The 13630-nt window shown below is 67.9% G+C and carries 13 protein-coding genes; 5 read left to right on the forward strand and 8 right to left on the reverse strand.

Features of this window, described 5'->3' with window-relative positions; genetic code table 11:
• Window positions 1-138: 138 nt before the first annotated feature.
• Entirely contained in the window at window positions 139-567 is a 429-nt protein-coding gene (locus EGK63_RS10735) for a CBS domain-containing protein (protein ID WP_125901454.1), read from the reverse strand.
• 72 nt (window positions 568-639) lie between these two features.
• Window positions 640-1308, reverse strand: a complete 669-nt coding sequence (locus tag EGK63_RS10740; RefSeq protein ID WP_125901455.1) for a rhomboid family intramembrane serine protease — start codon at window positions 1306-1308, stop codon at window positions 640-642.
• Window positions 1309-1451: 143 nt separating this feature from the next.
• On the opposite strand from EGK63_RS10740, the gene hfaA reads away from it, so the two are divergent.
• The 4 genes from hfaA (at window position 1452) to EGK63_RS10760 (ending at window position 7082) form a co-directional block, all read left to right on the forward strand.
• The gene (gene hfaA / locus EGK63_RS10745; protein WP_125901456.1) at window positions 1452-1868 is read left to right on the forward strand and encodes a holdfast anchoring protein HfaA; all 417 of its coding nucleotides are present in this window, start codon (window positions 1452-1454) and stop codon (window positions 1866-1868) included.
• Window positions 1865-2884 (forward strand): holdfast anchoring protein HfaB, encoded by a 1020-nt coding sequence (hfaB, locus tag EGK63_RS10750; RefSeq protein WP_125901457.1) that lies wholly within the window; start codon window positions 1865-1867, stop codon window positions 2882-2884. The genes hfaA and hfaB overlap by 4 nt, the downstream gene beginning before the upstream one ends.
• Window positions 2811-4064: a holdfast anchor protein HfaD gene (gene hfaD, locus EGK63_RS10755; RefSeq protein WP_125901458.1), complete on the forward strand. Its 1254-nt coding sequence runs from the start codon at window positions 2811-2813 to the stop codon at window positions 4062-4064. The genes hfaB and hfaD overlap by 74 nt, the downstream gene beginning before the upstream one ends.
• Before the next feature lie 138 nt (window positions 4065-4202).
• On the forward strand, window positions 4203-7082 hold the full coding sequence (locus EGK63_RS10760; RefSeq protein WP_125901459.1) for a pitrilysin family protein: 2880 nt from the start codon (window positions 4203-4205) through the stop codon (window positions 7080-7082).
• 126 nt (window positions 7083-7208) lie between these two features.
• Here EGK63_RS10760 and EGK63_RS16955 read toward each other — a convergent pair whose 3' ends face one another.
• A complete protein-coding gene (locus EGK63_RS16955) occupies window positions 7209-8114 on the reverse strand; it encodes a hypothetical protein (protein ID WP_305764431.1) in 906 nt (301 codons plus the stop codon).
• Between the two features lie 189 nt (window positions 8115-8303).
• On the reverse strand, window positions 8304-8834 hold the full coding sequence (locus EGK63_RS10770) for a gamma carbonic anhydrase family protein (RefSeq protein ID WP_125901460.1): 531 nt from the start codon (window positions 8832-8834) through the stop codon (window positions 8304-8306).
• Window positions 8835-9133: 299 nt separating this feature from the next.
• Here EGK63_RS10770 and EGK63_RS10775 point away from each other — a divergent pair, with 299 nt between their 5' ends.
• Window positions 9134-9913 carry a PhoH family protein gene (locus EGK63_RS10775; protein WP_125901560.1) on the forward strand — a complete coding sequence of 260 codons (780 nt, stop codon included), beginning with the start codon at window positions 9134-9136 and terminating at the stop codon, window positions 9911-9913.
• A 177-nt stretch (window positions 9914-10090) separates the two neighbouring features.
• On the opposite strand, the gene dxs is transcribed toward EGK63_RS10775, so the two are convergent.
• From dxs to EGK63_RS10795, 4 genes are all read right to left on the reverse strand, one after another.
• Window positions 10091-12001 carry a 1-deoxy-D-xylulose-5-phosphate synthase gene (gene dxs, locus EGK63_RS10780; RefSeq protein WP_125901461.1) on the reverse strand — a complete coding sequence of 637 codons (1911 nt, stop codon included), beginning with the start codon at window positions 11999-12001 and terminating at the stop codon, window positions 10091-10093.
• Between the two features lie 66 nt (window positions 12002-12067).
• Window positions 12068-12973 carry a polyprenyl synthetase family protein gene (locus tag EGK63_RS10785; protein ID WP_125901561.1) on the reverse strand — a complete coding sequence of 302 codons (906 nt, stop codon included), beginning with the start codon at window positions 12971-12973 and terminating at the stop codon, window positions 12068-12070.
• 2 nt (window positions 12974-12975) lie between these two features.
• On the reverse strand, window positions 12976-13332 hold the full coding sequence (locus EGK63_RS10790; RefSeq protein WP_125901462.1) for a tRNA-binding protein: 357 nt from the start codon (window positions 13330-13332) through the stop codon (window positions 12976-12978).
• Window positions 13332-13589 carry an exodeoxyribonuclease VII small subunit gene (locus EGK63_RS10795; RefSeq protein ID WP_040344421.1) on the reverse strand — a complete coding sequence of 86 codons (258 nt, stop codon included), beginning with the start codon at window positions 13587-13589 and terminating at the stop codon, window positions 13332-13334. Before EGK63_RS10795 ends, EGK63_RS10790 begins: the two co-directional genes overlap by 1 nt.
• Window positions 13590-13630 lie beyond the last annotated feature (41 nt).

Consider the following 13630-nt stretch of genomic DNA (forward strand, 5'->3'; position numbering starts at 1 on the left):
TCTCCGAAGCCCGTCGGGCCAGCCCGTCTCCGAGCGAGGCGGCGATATACGTCCGCTCCCTCCGACTGGCAATAGGCAAAAGCGGCTTTCCCGATCTATCCACAGAACGGGCGCTTATGCACAGGGGGAAGCCGCGCCCTAGCCCGCCGCTATATAGGTGCGCAGGCTCTCAGCTTCCTGCGTGGCCTGGGCGATCTGGCATTTGACCACGTCTCCGATCGAGACGACGCCGGCCAACCGCTTGTCCAGCAATACGGGCAGATGGCGGATTCGGCGGTCGGTCATGCGCGCCATCAGCGCCTCGACCGTTTCAGCCGGATCAGCGAAGACCACTTCGCTCGTCATATAATGAGAGACGGGACGCTTCAGCGCCTCGGGACCGTCGCGGGAGATGGCCCGCACGATGTCGCGCTCGGACAAGACGCCCGCCACGCCGTCGCCTTCACAGACGATCAGCGCCCCGACCTGACGGCGCTCCAGTTCGGCGCAGGCTTCACTCAGAGAGGCGTCCGGCGCCAGGGTGAAGACGGCGTTTCCCTTGCCCTTGAGAATCTCGGCGACCAGCATGGCGACTTGCTCCTTATGGGCAGGCCGTCGTCCGCGGGCGTCGCGGACCGGCCGCAAGGCGGACAGGTTCGCTCAGACTCCGCCGATAGGCAAATCACGGCGCGCGGCGAACCACCCGCCGATGGGGCCGATGGCGAGGATGCCGAACAGGAAGCCGACGGCGTGCGCTTCCCAGGCGATGCGAGCGCCGTCCGCGCCGGGCGCCAGGCCGATCAGGCCCACAATGAGATTCACAGCCATCCACGCAGCGGACGCTTTCAGAACCATCGGATGGAACAGCGGCAGGACGCGCCCATGGCCGCCCATCAACCGGGTCGCTGCGCCGATCAGGCCGAAGACAGCCCCCGAGGCGCCGACCAGCGGCGCCATGCTGTTCGGGTGCACCAGCCCATAGCCCAGGGCCGCCACGGCGCCCGCCGCTATATAGAAGAGGATAAAGACCAGCGGCCCCGGCCCGCGCTCCATCAGCCGCCCCACGGGCGCGCCGAAGGCCAGGGCGCCCACGGCGTTCATCGTCACATGGGGCCAGTTGCCATGCAGCAACATGGAGGTGAACAGCCCCGTCCATTCTCCGCGCCACAGCTCCGACGGGACGAAGGCCATGGAGAGTCCCTGATCGGGAAGCCGCTCCTGCAGATAGAAGAGCACCGGCATGGATGCTGCGATCAGCAGAGGCAGGAAGGGCGCGTTGAAGATCTTTTCGCGCGGCGGCCGCGGCGAACGGGCGTCAGATTGGGACATTCGCCCTTGATGGGGCCAGTCGCATCCGATCTCAAGACGCCGTTTTGCGCCAATACGACACTGAAACCGTATGGCACGGTCATTGCGTGAGCCGTTCCAGAAGTTCTCGGGAGCGCCTTATGCCGTCTCATAGCCTGACACTCATGACCGTAGCGGCCGCCGCCGTGCTGGCGGTCCTGCCCGCCGGTTCGGCCGCCGCGCAGTCGACCGGCTCGGCCGGAGCGGGCCAGTTCCAGGCCGGCTACGGCGCCTCGCGCTACACCACCGCCCAAGCCAGCCGCGGCACGACCCGCGACGCCAACGGCAACCGCCTGGTTGTCGACGGCATCATTCAACAGAACGGCAGCGCCTACTCGCGCAGCGGCAGCAGCTCTTCGTCCAGCCACTTCAGCGGCGGCGTCGGATCGGGCAGCGGAACCAACATCGGCGGCTCCACCGCCATCGGCAACAACCTGAATGTGGTCGTCCAGGGCAACCGCAACACGGTCGTCGTCAACTCCAACCAGACCAACAACGGCGCCATCAACGCCGGCACCACCCTGAATGGGCCCCGTCCATGAACATCACCGCCATCCGTCGCTCGCCCGTGCGCGCCTTCGGCTGCGTCGCCGCCGCCGCTGCTCTGCTGAGCGGCTGCGCCACCTCGGCCGGTCCCTCGGGCCAGTACGCCAAGCCGATCGGCAACGCGCCGGTCACGTCGAACCCGACGCCCTATTCGACCGCGCTGTATTGCCTGGCCGACTATGCGCGCCGCTACAACCTGCCCTCGCCGCGCATGGCTGTGGGGCGGATCAGCGACTACACCGGCTCCATCTCCTCAGACGGCGGCCGCCAGATCACCCAGGGCGCGTCCCTGATGGCCAACACCGCCCTGGCGAAAGCCGGCGCCCGCATCGTCGAGCGCTACGACACCTCGGTTTCCGAGCTGGAGCTGCGCTACGCCAACAACAAGCTGATCGGCGACGACGTGCCGAACGGCGCGCCCCAGGACGCCGCCTTCCGCCGCATCCTGGCCGGTCAGGTGCCGGGATCCGACTTCTATGTGGTCGGCGGCATCACCGAGGTGAACTACAACATCCGCTCGGGCGGCTTCGACATCGCCGGCGGCGAAGTGGGCGAGAACGGCGGCTCGGGCCTGCTGACCGGCAAGGTGTTCGTGATGAACGTCGCGATCGACCTGCGCCTGGTGCAGACCACCACCCTCGAGGTCGTGGACGTCGTCTCTTATCAGAAGCAGATCGTCGGCCGCGAAGTGTCGGCGGGCGTCTTCGACTTCCTGAACGGCAACGTCTTCGACATCTCGGCCGGCACCAGCGGCCTGGAGCCGGTCCAGCTGGCGGTCCGCGCCCTGGTCGAACGCGCCACGGTCGAGTTCATGGCCAACCTCTACGGCGCCCCCGGCCCGGAAATCTGCCTCAACCCCGCCAATGACCCGCTGGGCGACAGCCCCGTTGGCGCCACCGGCGGCTACTATCCTGCTTACGCAAACACGGACACGAACAATGGCCAAACTCGCGCCGACCCGTCTCGCTGGCACGATCGCCGCGACAGCGCTGTGCGTAGCGGCGGCCGCTGAGGCTTCCGCCCAGGATCGCGGTTTGGTCCTGAATGAACAGCTCAACCTGGGCGACGTCATCAGCGGTCAACGCCTGAACGTCGTCAATGTCAGCGACAACGTCGCCGTGTCGAACGCCGCCATGGGCAACGCCCTGTCCGGCGGCGCCGACGGCCGCGCCGCCGACATCCGCTCGACCCAGGACATGCAGGGCGCCGCCGTGGCGGACACCTCCCTGACCCTGCGCGGCGAGACGGGCTATGTGAACAGCGTGACCCAGGCGCGCGGCAACTATCTGGCCGGGACCGCGGTCAACACGGGCATCGACGTCGACGCAGGCCAGAACCTGAACGGCAACGTCACGGCGCGCAGCCAGATCGTGGAGACCGGCGCTCGCCTGAACTACGGCGGCCATGTCTCGGCCGACGCCATCGGCAACACCGTCGCCCTGGGCGCCAGCGGCACGGGCGAGCAACGCGGCGCCGTCACGGGCCGCACCGATCAGAACTCGACCGGCGAAATCTACGCCGAGAACGAGGCCCGCTTCACCTACGCCCCGGCGCCGGCCGTCTTCAGCAGCCAGGCATCGGCCAACGCCGTACAGGCGACCTCGACGCCGAACTCGCACCAGAACCTGGCGGTCAGCCAGAACGCCTCGGGCGCAGGCGTCACCGCCTGGACGGGCGTGTGGGCAGGCAACGCCTGGGACATAGCCGCGCGCAGCCGCGCCGCCTCCAACCAGGCCGCCTTCTATAATCAAGGCGGTTCGCTGGTCGTGGACGTGGATCAGCAGAACTCGGCGGAGGTGCTGTCGCGCACCGAACTCAGCTCCTATGACTTCGGCGCCGCCCATTCGACGGCCGAGGCCGTGGGCAATGAAGTCCATGCCGGCAACAACGACATCTATGTCAGCATCGACAACACCCAGATGAACACCGGCGGCGTCACCGCCAGCGCCGGCTTCACGGGTCAGAACGGCTATGACGCCTACGTCGGGGCCAATGCGGCGGGCAACGCCGTCACCGGCTTCGCCTGCTCGACCTGCGGCGGCGACCTGAACGTCCGCAACAGCCAGACCAACATGGGCGACGTGCGGGCGACGGCGACGACCAACGTCAACGGCTGGGGCCGCAACGTCGTCGCGGGCGCCAACGCCGTCGGCAACACGGCGAGCTTCTACGTCACCAATCCGGGAAATTAACTTTCGGTAACTTGAGATAGTCAAGTTCGTTTGTCACCGTGAACAGGCGCGGAGCTGAACAAGCTTCGCGCCTGTCTTACGTGCAGGGCCGCAATCAGTCCCGGGGGCCGCCCGCTCGCACGTCGCGGAGACTACCGAATGCGATCCCCTCGCCGCCTGCTCCTGCTTGCCGCGTCCAGCCTCGCCCTGATGGGTGGAGCCGCGCTTCCCGCCGTCGCCCTGACCCAGCCGCCAGCCGCCGCGACGCAGGACGCCCAACCCTCCAGCCCCTGGGCCCAGGCGGCCAGCGACATTCCGGCCGATGCGGCCGTACGCTTCGGCGTCCTGCCCAACGGCATGCGCTACGCCATCATGAAGAACGCCACCCCGCCCGGTCAGGCGTCCCTGCGCCTGCGGATCGCGGCCGGTTCGCTGATGGAGAACGAGGACCAGCTGGGTCTGGCCCACTTCATGGAGCATATGGCCTTCAACGGCACGACCAATGTGCCCGAGAACGAACTGCTGCGGATTCTGGAACGTCTGGGCCTGGCCTTCGGCGCCGACACCAACGCCTTCACCAGCTTCGACCAGACCGCCTATACGCTGGAGTTGCCGCGCACCAACGACGAGACCGTCGACACCTCGCTGCGCATCATGCGCGAACAGGTCTCCGAAGCCCTGATGAAAGCCGAGGACATCGACGCCGAGCGCGGCGTGATCGAGGGTGAAGAGCGCCTGCGCAACACCCCGGCCCTGCGCTCGCTGAAGGCGCAGATCGCCCTGCTGGCGCCGGGCCAGCGCCTGTCGAACCGCCTGCCGATCGGCGACCTCAGCATCATCCGCAGCGCCCCGCGCGAACGCTTCGTCGAGTTCTACGAAGCCTATTACCGCCCCGAGCGCGCCACCATGATCGCGGTCGGCGACTTCGACGTCGATCAGATGGAAGCCAAGATCAAGGCGACCTTCTCGGACTGGACGCCCAAGGCCGCCGACGGTCCCGAGCCCGATCTGGGACAGGTGGCCCCGCGCCAGCCCGAGACCCGCATCCTGGTCGAGCCGGGCGTGCAGTCCTCGGTCCAGCTGAACTGGATCCGCAACCCGGACCTTGATCCCGACACGGCTTCGGAACGTCGCGACGCCCTGCTGCAGAACCTGGGCATGGCCGTGCTGAACCGCCGCCTGGGCGAACTGGCCCGGGCCGACAACCCGCCCTTCATCGGCGCCGGCGGCGGCCAGGCGACCCTGTTCAAGACCCTGGACCTCGGCAGCGTCTCGGCCGCCTTCAATCCCGGCGGCATCAAGCGCGCGCTGGAAACCATCGAGCAGGAACAGCGCCGCCTGGTGCAGTTCGGCGTCTCGCAGGTCGAACTGGATCGCGAGATCGCCAACACGCGCACGGCGCTGGAAAACGCCGTTCAGGCGGCCGCGACGCGCAGCACCCCGGCCCTGGCCAACGCCCTGCTGGGCGCCGCCAACGACGACAAGGTCTTCTCGGCCCCGTCCGCCAACCTCGCCCTGTTCGAGGCCGCAGTGAAGGATCTCAAGGCCGAGCAGGTCAGCGCCGAGGTCAAGCGCGCCTTTGAAGGTCAGGGCCCGCTTGCCCTGGTCATCACGCCCGAACCGATCGAGGGCGGCGAAGCGGGCGTCACCGCCCTGCTGGAAGCCAGCCGCGCCACTCCCGTGACCGCTCCGGCCGTCCAGGCGGAACTGGCATGGCCCTACGCTGACTTCGGCGCCGCCGCCACGCCGGTCTCGACCACCGAAGTCGCCGCCGTCGGCGCCACGGTCGTCACCTTCCCCAACGGCGTGCGCCTGACCGTCAAGCCGACGACCTTCAAGGATCAGCAGATCCTGATATCGGTCCGCACCGGCATCGGCGAAATGGGTCTGCCGACCGACCGCTTCACCTCCGAGTCTCTCGCCCCGATGGTCTTCACCGCGGGCGGTCTGGGCAAGCTGACGGCGGACGAACTGAACCGCGTCCTGACCGGCAAGATCTACGGCGCGGGCTTCGCCATCGACGGCGACGCCTATCAGCTGTCGGGCGCCACCCGCCCGGCCGATCTGCAACTGCAGATGCAGGTGCTGGCCGCCTATCTGACCGATCCGGGCCTGCGCCCGGCGCCGTTCGAGCAGATCAAGGCCGTCCTGCCGCAGTTCATGGCCCAGCAGATGGCCACGCCCAGCGGCGCCTTCAGCCTTCAGGCCAGCGGCCTGCTGGCCAGCGGCGACAAGCGCGAATCCATGGCCTCGCTCGAAGAAATCGCCGCCTTCACCCTGGATGAACTGAAGCAGGGCGTGGTTCAGGGCCTGGCCTCCGGCCCGATCGACATCGTCATGGTCGGCGACGTCAAGGTGGAGGACGCGGTCGCCTCGGTCGCCTCGACCTTCGCCGCCCTGCCCGCTCGCGCCCCGGCCGCCCAGCCGATGGCCGGTTCGGATCAGCGTCGCTTCCCGGCGCCGACGGTCCAGCCGATCCGCCTGACCCACGCCGGTCCGGCCGAGCAGGGCTTGGCCTACATCGCCTGGCCGACCACCGATGCGGTCAATGATCGCACCGAGTCGCGCCGGGCCGCCATCCTGGCCGAGGTGCTGAAGCTGCGCGTCCTGGACGAAATCCGCGAGAAGCAGGCCCTGGCCTATTCGCCCAGCGTCCGTTCCTCGGCGTCCGACGTGTTCGAGGGCTACGGCTCCATCTCGATCACGGCGGACACGGCTCCGGACAAGTTCGGCGCCTTCTTCACCGCCGTCGACGCCATCATCGCCGACCTGCGCGACAAGCCCGTCAGCGAGGACGAGCTGAACCGCGCCCGCCTGCCGGTGATCGAGTCCCTGCGTCGCAGCCAGGCCGGCAACGAATACTGGCTGGGCCAGCTGGAGGATCTGGCCGCCAAGCCCGCCTCCCTGGAGCAGATCCAGACGCACATCAGCGATCTGGAATCCTTCACCGCCGCCGACATCCAGGCGGCTGCGCGTCAGTATCTGAAGCCCGATACGGCGTGGAAGGCCGAGGTCGTCTCGGCCAACGCCGCGCAGTAAGCCTGCTCCAGACGAAGAAAGGGCCCCGTTCCGCAAGGAACGGGGCCCAGTCGTTTAGGCCTATCGACGGAGAGTCGATGCCTGGACCTTAGGCGTCTACGCCTGTCGCCAGGCTGAACAGCCGGTTCAGAAAACCCGACCGCCGACCCCACCGTCCATCATGATCATGCCCGTGGACGCCGCGCCCTCGACCATTTCCTCGCGATACTCGGTGTAGGTCTCTTCGCGCATCATGCTCAGCACCTTCACGCCGGCGCCGTAGCGACGCAGCAGCGAACGCTCGTTACACTGACGCGCCTGCTTTTCAGGACGGCATTCCAGACGGCCGCCGGCGCCGTGCCACAGGGCGTCGCCCTTGTTGCAGGCCACGGTCTCGCCCGGCGCGCCTTCGGCGTCGCTGATGGTCCATTGCAGTTTGGTGCCCGCCAGGCAGCGATACAATTCGCCGTCATAGCTGTTGGCGACGTCGCGGCCCGGCGTCACCTGGGACGCGGGGTGCGGCACATTGCGGTCGTCTATGCAGACGGCCTGCAGCACGACCTGCTTCTCGATACGGCGCGTGGCGGTGAAGGGCACGCGCACCGACTGCATCCCGCCCTGGACGTTCAGGCCCTGGATGGTGGTCGGATAGGGCTGGTCGACGTTGAAGTAGGCGCCGCCGCCGCCCGCGACGATGACCGTCGAGCCTGCTCGCGATCCAGCCCAGGCGCGCGCCGAAGCGTTGGCGTTGGCGTTCGCATTGACGTTCACGTTGACGTTCACATTGCCGCCGCCCGAGCCGCAGCACGGAGGGGGCGGAGGCGGCAGGCAGCCGCCGCCGGCGCACGGCGGCGTCACCGGCGGACGCGGCGGCAGGCAGCCGCTGGGACCGCACCCTCCCCCCGGCGGCGTCACCGGCGGCGTGATCGGCGTCGGCGGCGGCAACATCGGCGTCGGCGGCGGAGGCGGCAGGCAACTCGAAGGCCCGCACTGCGCCGCTGCGGCATCGGCGACCGCCATCAGCCCCACAAAGGCCACGGCTCCCGCCAGCATTTTCGTAATCCCTATCCGCATGGGATCGGACTCCTGAATTGATCGTCGACAGGTCCGATGCAAACGCCAGGCCGTTTTAAATGTCCGACATTGGGCGTTTTCCTCCCCCTTGAGGCGAGTTTGCGTCAGTCCGCCTCGCCTCACAGGCCGTCTGTCTCATTGTGAGCCGTGCCATTGTGGGGCGACGGATCAGTCGAGACGTTTCAACCCGCCCGCATAGCGGCGCCAGTTCTGTACATAGTGCTGGGCCGAGAGGCGCAGCGCCTCGATCTGCCCCTCTTCCAATTCCCGGACCACCTTGCCGGGCTGGCCCATGACCAGGCTGTTGTCGGGAATGACCTTGCCCTCGGTGATCAGGGCGTTGGCGCCGATCAGGCAGTTCTTCCCGACGCGCGCGCCGTTCAGGATGACCGCGCCGATGCCGATCAGGCTGTTGTCGCCGATCTCGCACCCATGCAGCATCACCTTGTGCCCCACCGTCACGCCGGCGCCGATGGTCAGGGGCGAGCCGACGTCAGTATGCAGGATGCCACCATCCTGAATATTCGTGTCCGCCCCGATGACGATGGGATCGTTGTCGCCACGCAGCACGGCGTTGAACCAGATGCTGGCGCCCGGATGCAGAATCACGTTCCCTAGAATGGTTGCATTCGGCGCGATCCAGTATTCGCCCTCCGGCGGAAGCTGAGGCTTGCTGTCGCCTAGACTGTAAACACTCATCCGCACACCGCCTATTCTTCTTAAAATGAAGGCTTTAACCCTTCAGAAACCACGTTAGCATCAGACTGTTGATGCGATTCGGCAGGCCCCATTCGCCTCCGGATCCGAAGCCGGATCAAGCCCGGTCCGGTCAGACGCTGGAGAATGCGCTTGGCGTGTTCACGACCAGTTCGGGGACGGCGACGCACCTGCTGCGGCGAAGACCCTGCGACCGTTCGGGACGGCTGCGCGACTTCGGCCCCCACCTCCCCCACCGACGACCAAGGCGAGACCCTGCCGGGCTCGCCTTTTTTCATGCCCTGGAGGCGTCCATGAGCAAACGATCGGCCATCAAGCGTCAGCTGCGCGAAGGCGTACTGGATTCGCCCGAATTCATTCAGGACGCCAAGGTACGGCGATTGCCCGCTCGCGTCGGCGGCTGGTCGCCCGTCCCCTCGAACGACGAGCGGGACCAGGGCTATATGAAGACGCTGAAACCCAAGTCGGACGGTCAGGCCGAACTGATGGAGGCCGTCGACCACGCCAATCTGGTGCTGGCGCTGGGCCCGGCGGGTACGGGCAAGACCTATCTGGCCGTCGCCAAGGCGGTCGAGGCGCTGGAGGCGGGCAAGGTCGGCCGCATCGTCCTGAGCCGCCCCGCCGTCGAGGCCGGGGAATCGATCGGCTTCCTGCCCGGCGACATGGAGGACAAGCTGGCCCCCTATCTGCGCCCGCTCTACGACGCCCTGTCGGACCGTCTGTCGATGAAGCGGGTCAAGGCCCTGATGGCCGAGGGCCTGATCGAGATCGCCCCCATCGGCTATATGCGCGGCCGCACGCTGAACAACGCCTTCATCGTCGTGGATGAGGCGCAGAACTGCACCTACGTCCAGTTGAAGATGCTGCTGACCCGGCTGGGCTGGCACTCGACCATGGTGGTGACGGGCGACCCGCACCAGTCCGACCTGCTGCCGGGCGTGTCGGGGCTCTCGGACATCGCCGAGCGGCTGGAGGCCGTGCCCGAGATCGCCGTCGTCCGCCTGGCCGAACGCGACATCGTGCGCCACCCGCTGGTCGCCAGCATGATCGGGGTGCTGTGACCCAGCGCGCACCTTCTCCCCCCCTTCATGGGGAGGGTGGTCGCGCAGCGACCGGGTGGGGAGGGCGAGGCGATCCTAGCCTCAACGCCTGAATGGCCTTGCCGCCCCCACCCGTCTTCGGCCTGACGGCCTCAGCCACCCTCCCCATGAAGGGGAGGGAGAGGCGTTGCGTCGATGTCAGGCCCTAACGGCCCGGCTGGCGTCGACGCCCAGAGCCGTCACGGCGGCGGCGGCGATGTGTTCGGCGTTCAGGCCGGCCTGGGCGTACATGACCTCGGGCTTGTCCTGATCCTGGAAGATGTCGGGCAGGTGAAGGGTGCGGATCTTGAGCCCGCCGTCGAGCGCCCCCTTCTCGGCCAGCAACTGAAGCACGAAGGCGCCGAAGCCGCCCATGGCGCCCTCTTCCACCGTGATCAGCGCCTCGTGCTCGCGCGCCAGGCGCAGGATCAGGTCGGCGTCCAGCGGCTTGGCGAAGCGGGCGTCGGCGACGGTGGCCGAGACGCCGCGCGCGGCCAGCATGTCGGCGGCCTTCAGCGATTCCTGCAGGCGGGTGCCCAGCGACAGGATGGCGACCGACGTGCCTTCGCGGACGATGCGGCCCTTGCCGATCTCCAGCGGGGCGGCCAGTTCGGGGATGTCGACGCCGACACCCTCGCCGCGCGGATAGCGGAAGGCGCTGGGGCGGTCGTCGATGGCCAGCGAAGTCGAGATCATCGCCGCCAGCTCGGCCTCGTCCGAGGCCGCCATCAGCACCATGCCCGGCAGGGCGCCCATATAGCCGATGTCGAACGACCCGGCGTGGGTCGAGCCGTCGGCGCCCACCAGACCCGCGCGGTCCATGGCGAAGCGCACCGGCAGGGACTGGATCGCCACATCGTGGACGACCTGATCGTAACCGCGCTGCAGGAAGGTCGAATACAGGGCGCAGACCGGCTTCATCCCGTCAGCGGCCAGACCGGCGGCGAAGGTCACAGCGTGTTGCTCGGCGATGCCAACGTCGAAGGTGCGGTCCGGGAAGGCCTGGCCGAACAGGTCCAGCCCCGTGCCGGACGGCATGGCGGCGGTGATGGCCATGACGGTCGGGTCGGCTTGCGCGTGCTTGATCAGCTCGGTCCCGAACACCTTGGTGTAGCTGGGGGCGTTGGAGACGGCCTTGGCCTGCTTGCCCGACACCACGTCGAACTTGACCACCGCGTGCAGCTTGTCGGCGCTGCTCTCGGCCGGGGCGTAGCCCTTGCCCTTCTGGGTGACGACATGGACCAGCACCGGACGGTCGGTGATGGCCGCCGCATTCTTGAGGATGGGGACCAGGTTCTCCATGTCGTGGCCGTCGATCGGCCCGATGTAGTAGAAGCCCAGCTCCTCGAAGAAGGTGCCGCCTACGATCATGCCCCGAGCGTATTCCTCGGCCTTGCGCGCCGCATCGCGGAAGGGGCGCGGCATGTGGTCGACGAACTTCTTCCCGACCTTGCGGATGTTCTGATAGGCGCCGCCCGAGACCTGTTTGGCCAGATAGGCGCTCATGCCGCCGACGGGCGGGGCGATCGACATGTCGTTGTCGTTCAGGATGACCATCAGCTGGCCGCTGGTGGCCTCGGCGGCGTTGTTCATCGCCTCATAGGCCATGCCCGCCGACATGGAGCCGTCGCCGATGACGGCCACGACGCGGTTGTTGCCGCCCTTGGCGTCGCGCGCGGCGGCGAAGCCCAGCGCCGCCGAGATGGAGGTCGAGGCGTGGGCTGCGCCGAACGGGTCGTATTCGCTCTCCGACCGCTTGGTGAAGCCCGACAGGCCGCCGCCCTGTCTCAATGTGCGAATCCGGTCGCGCCGCCCGGTCAGGATCTTGTGCGGGTAGCACTGGTGGCCGACGTCCCAGATCAGGATGTCCTGCGGCGTCTCGAAGACGTGGTGCAGGGCGACCGTCAGCTCGACGACGCCCAGCCCAGCGCCCAGGTGCCCGCCGGTCACGGACACGGCGTCGATGGTCTCGGCCCGCACCTCGTCCGCCAGCTGTTTCAGCTGGGGAATGTCGAAGCCCCGCGTGTCGGCGGGAAACTTGACGGTGTCGAGAAGGGGAGTGTGGGGCATGGGGATCGGGGGCCTTCAGACGACGGAGCGTCAACAGTAACCCGCTGAGGGCGGGCGCGTTTCCTATCAGGACCGGCGTTTAAGCACAAAGTCCACGCTGGCCTTGAGGATTTCGGCCTCATGACCGAACAGGTCAAGGTGCGAGCGGGCCTGATCGGCCAGATGCGCGACCCTCTGTCGCGCCGCATCGACGCCCAGCAGGGTGACGAAGTTGGTCTTGCCCAGGGCCGCATCCTTGCCGCCCGCCGCCTTGCCCATTTCCTCGGCCGAACCTTCGGCGTCCAGAACATCGTCGACGATCTGATAGGCCAGGCCGATGTCGTGGGCGAAGCTGGTCAGGGCGTGCCAGGCCGCTTCGTTGGCGTCGGCGATGATCAGCGGGATCTCGAACGCGTAGGCGAACAGGGCGCCGGTCTTCAGCCGCTGCATCCGGGCCACGCCGCCCAGATCGTCGCGCACCCCCATCAGATCGATCATCTGGCCGCCCGCCATGCCGCGCGCGCCCGACGCGAAGGACAGGCGCCGCGCCAGTTCGCAGCGCACGGCCGCATCGTCGTGCGTGTCCTCGTCCAGAATGATGTCGAAGGCCGCCGTCTGAAGCGCATCGCCCGCCAGGATGGCCGTGGCCTCGTCATAGGCGATGTGCAGGGTCGGACGGCCGCGCCGCACGTCGTCGTCGTCCATCGCCGGCAGGTCGTCATGCACCAGCGAATAGGCGTGGACGCATTCCAGGGCGCAGGCGGCGCGCAGGACGGCGCATTCCTCGACCTCCAGCATCCGACCCGCCTCGATGGCGAAGAAGGGGCGCAACCGCTTGCCCGGCCCCAGGGCCGCATAGCGCATGGCCTCGGTCAGGCGCGCTTCCGGGCCGTCGGCGCGCGGCAGCAGTTGATCCAGGGCGACCGTGACCAGATCGGCGATCTCGGCCACGCGGTCGATGACGGCCTGTTCCGGCGAATTGGCGGCGAGCATGGTCAAAACAGCCTCCCGCCCAGCGGCAGGTCGCGATCGACGCCGGCCAGGACGACGTTCCCTTCCGCATCCGGGAAGCCCAGCGTCAGCACCTCGGACATCACCGGCCCGATCTGGCGCGGCGGGAAGTTGACGACGGCGGCGACCTTGCGGCCGTGCAGTTCGTCCAGGGTGTAGTGATGGGTGATCTGGGCCGAGGACTTCTTGACGCCGATCGCCTCGCCGAAGTCGATGGTCAGCTTATAGGCGGGCTTGCGGGCCTCGGGAAACGGCTCGGCCTTGATGATCCGGCCGACGCGAACGTCCACCTTCATGAAGTCGTCGAAGCCGATCTGCGGCGCGAGTTCGGAACCCGACATCAGCCGAACTCGGCCGGTTCAACGCCCTTGGCCTGGCCGTCGGCGCCGACTACAATCTTCTCGACCCGCAACTGGGCGGCCTTCAGCCGCGCCTCGCAATGGGCCTTCAGTCGTGCGCCCTCTTCATACAGGGCGATGGACTCCTCGAGCGGCGCCTGACCCGATTCCAGGCGCGAAACGATGCCCTCCAGGCGCGACAGGGCGTCCTCGAAGCTGAGATCGGCGGGCACGGCGGGGGAAGCGGATGCGTCAGTCATGATGGGCGCAACCTAGAGAGGCGGGCGCGCGGCTTCAACGG

It is taken from the genome of Brevundimonas sp. 357 (assembly GCF_003938605.1).
In the GTDB taxonomy this organism is placed as follows: domain Bacteria; phylum Pseudomonadota; class Alphaproteobacteria; order Caulobacterales; family Caulobacteraceae; genus Brevundimonas.

What these genes read in the sequence shown, in the direction of transcription:
- EGK63_RS10735 (WP_125901454.1), bottom strand. Translation starts at nt 567, where the DNA reads ATGCTGGTCGCCGAGATTCTCAAGGGCAAGGGAAACGCCGTCTTCACC.
- EGK63_RS10740 (WP_125901455.1), bottom strand. Translation starts at nt 1,308, where the DNA reads ATGTCCCAATCTGACGCCCGTTCGCCGCGGCCGCCGCGCGAAAAGATC.
- hfaA (WP_125901456.1), top strand. Translation starts at nt 1,452, where the DNA reads ATGACCGTAGCGGCCGCCGCCGTGCTGGCGGTCCTGCCCGCCGGTTCG.
- hfaB (WP_125901457.1), top strand. Translation starts at nt 1,865, where the DNA reads ATGAACATCACCGCCATCCGTCGCTCGCCCGTGCGCGCCTTCGGCTGC.
- hfaD (WP_125901458.1), top strand. Translation starts at nt 2,811, where the DNA reads ATGGCCAAACTCGCGCCGACCCGTCTCGCTGGCACGATCGCCGCGACA.
- EGK63_RS10760 (WP_125901459.1), top strand. Translation starts at nt 4,203, where the DNA reads ATGCGATCCCCTCGCCGCCTGCTCCTGCTTGCCGCGTCCAGCCTCGCC.
- EGK63_RS16955 (WP_305764431.1), bottom strand. Translation starts at nt 8,114, where the DNA reads ATGCTGGCGGGAGCCGTGGCCTTTGTGGGGCTGATGGCGGTCGCCGAT.
- EGK63_RS10770 (WP_125901460.1), bottom strand. Translation starts at nt 8,834, where the DNA reads ATGAGTGTTTACAGTCTAGGCGACAGCAAGCCTCAGCTTCCGCCGGAG.
- dxs (WP_125901461.1), bottom strand. Translation starts at nt 12,001, where the DNA reads ATGCCCCACACTCCCCTTCTCGACACCGTCAAGTTTCCCGCCGACACG.
- EGK63_RS10785 (WP_125901561.1), bottom strand. Translation starts at nt 12,973, where the DNA reads ATGCTCGCCGCCAATTCGCCGGAACAGGCCGTCATCGACCGCGTGGCC.
- EGK63_RS10790 (WP_125901462.1), bottom strand. Translation starts at nt 13,332, where the DNA reads ATGTCGGGTTCCGAACTCGCGCCGCAGATCGGCTTCGACGACTTCATG.
- EGK63_RS10795 (WP_040344421.1), bottom strand. Translation starts at nt 13,589, where the DNA reads ATGACTGACGCATCCGCTTCCCCCGCCGTGCCCGCCGATCTCAGCTTC.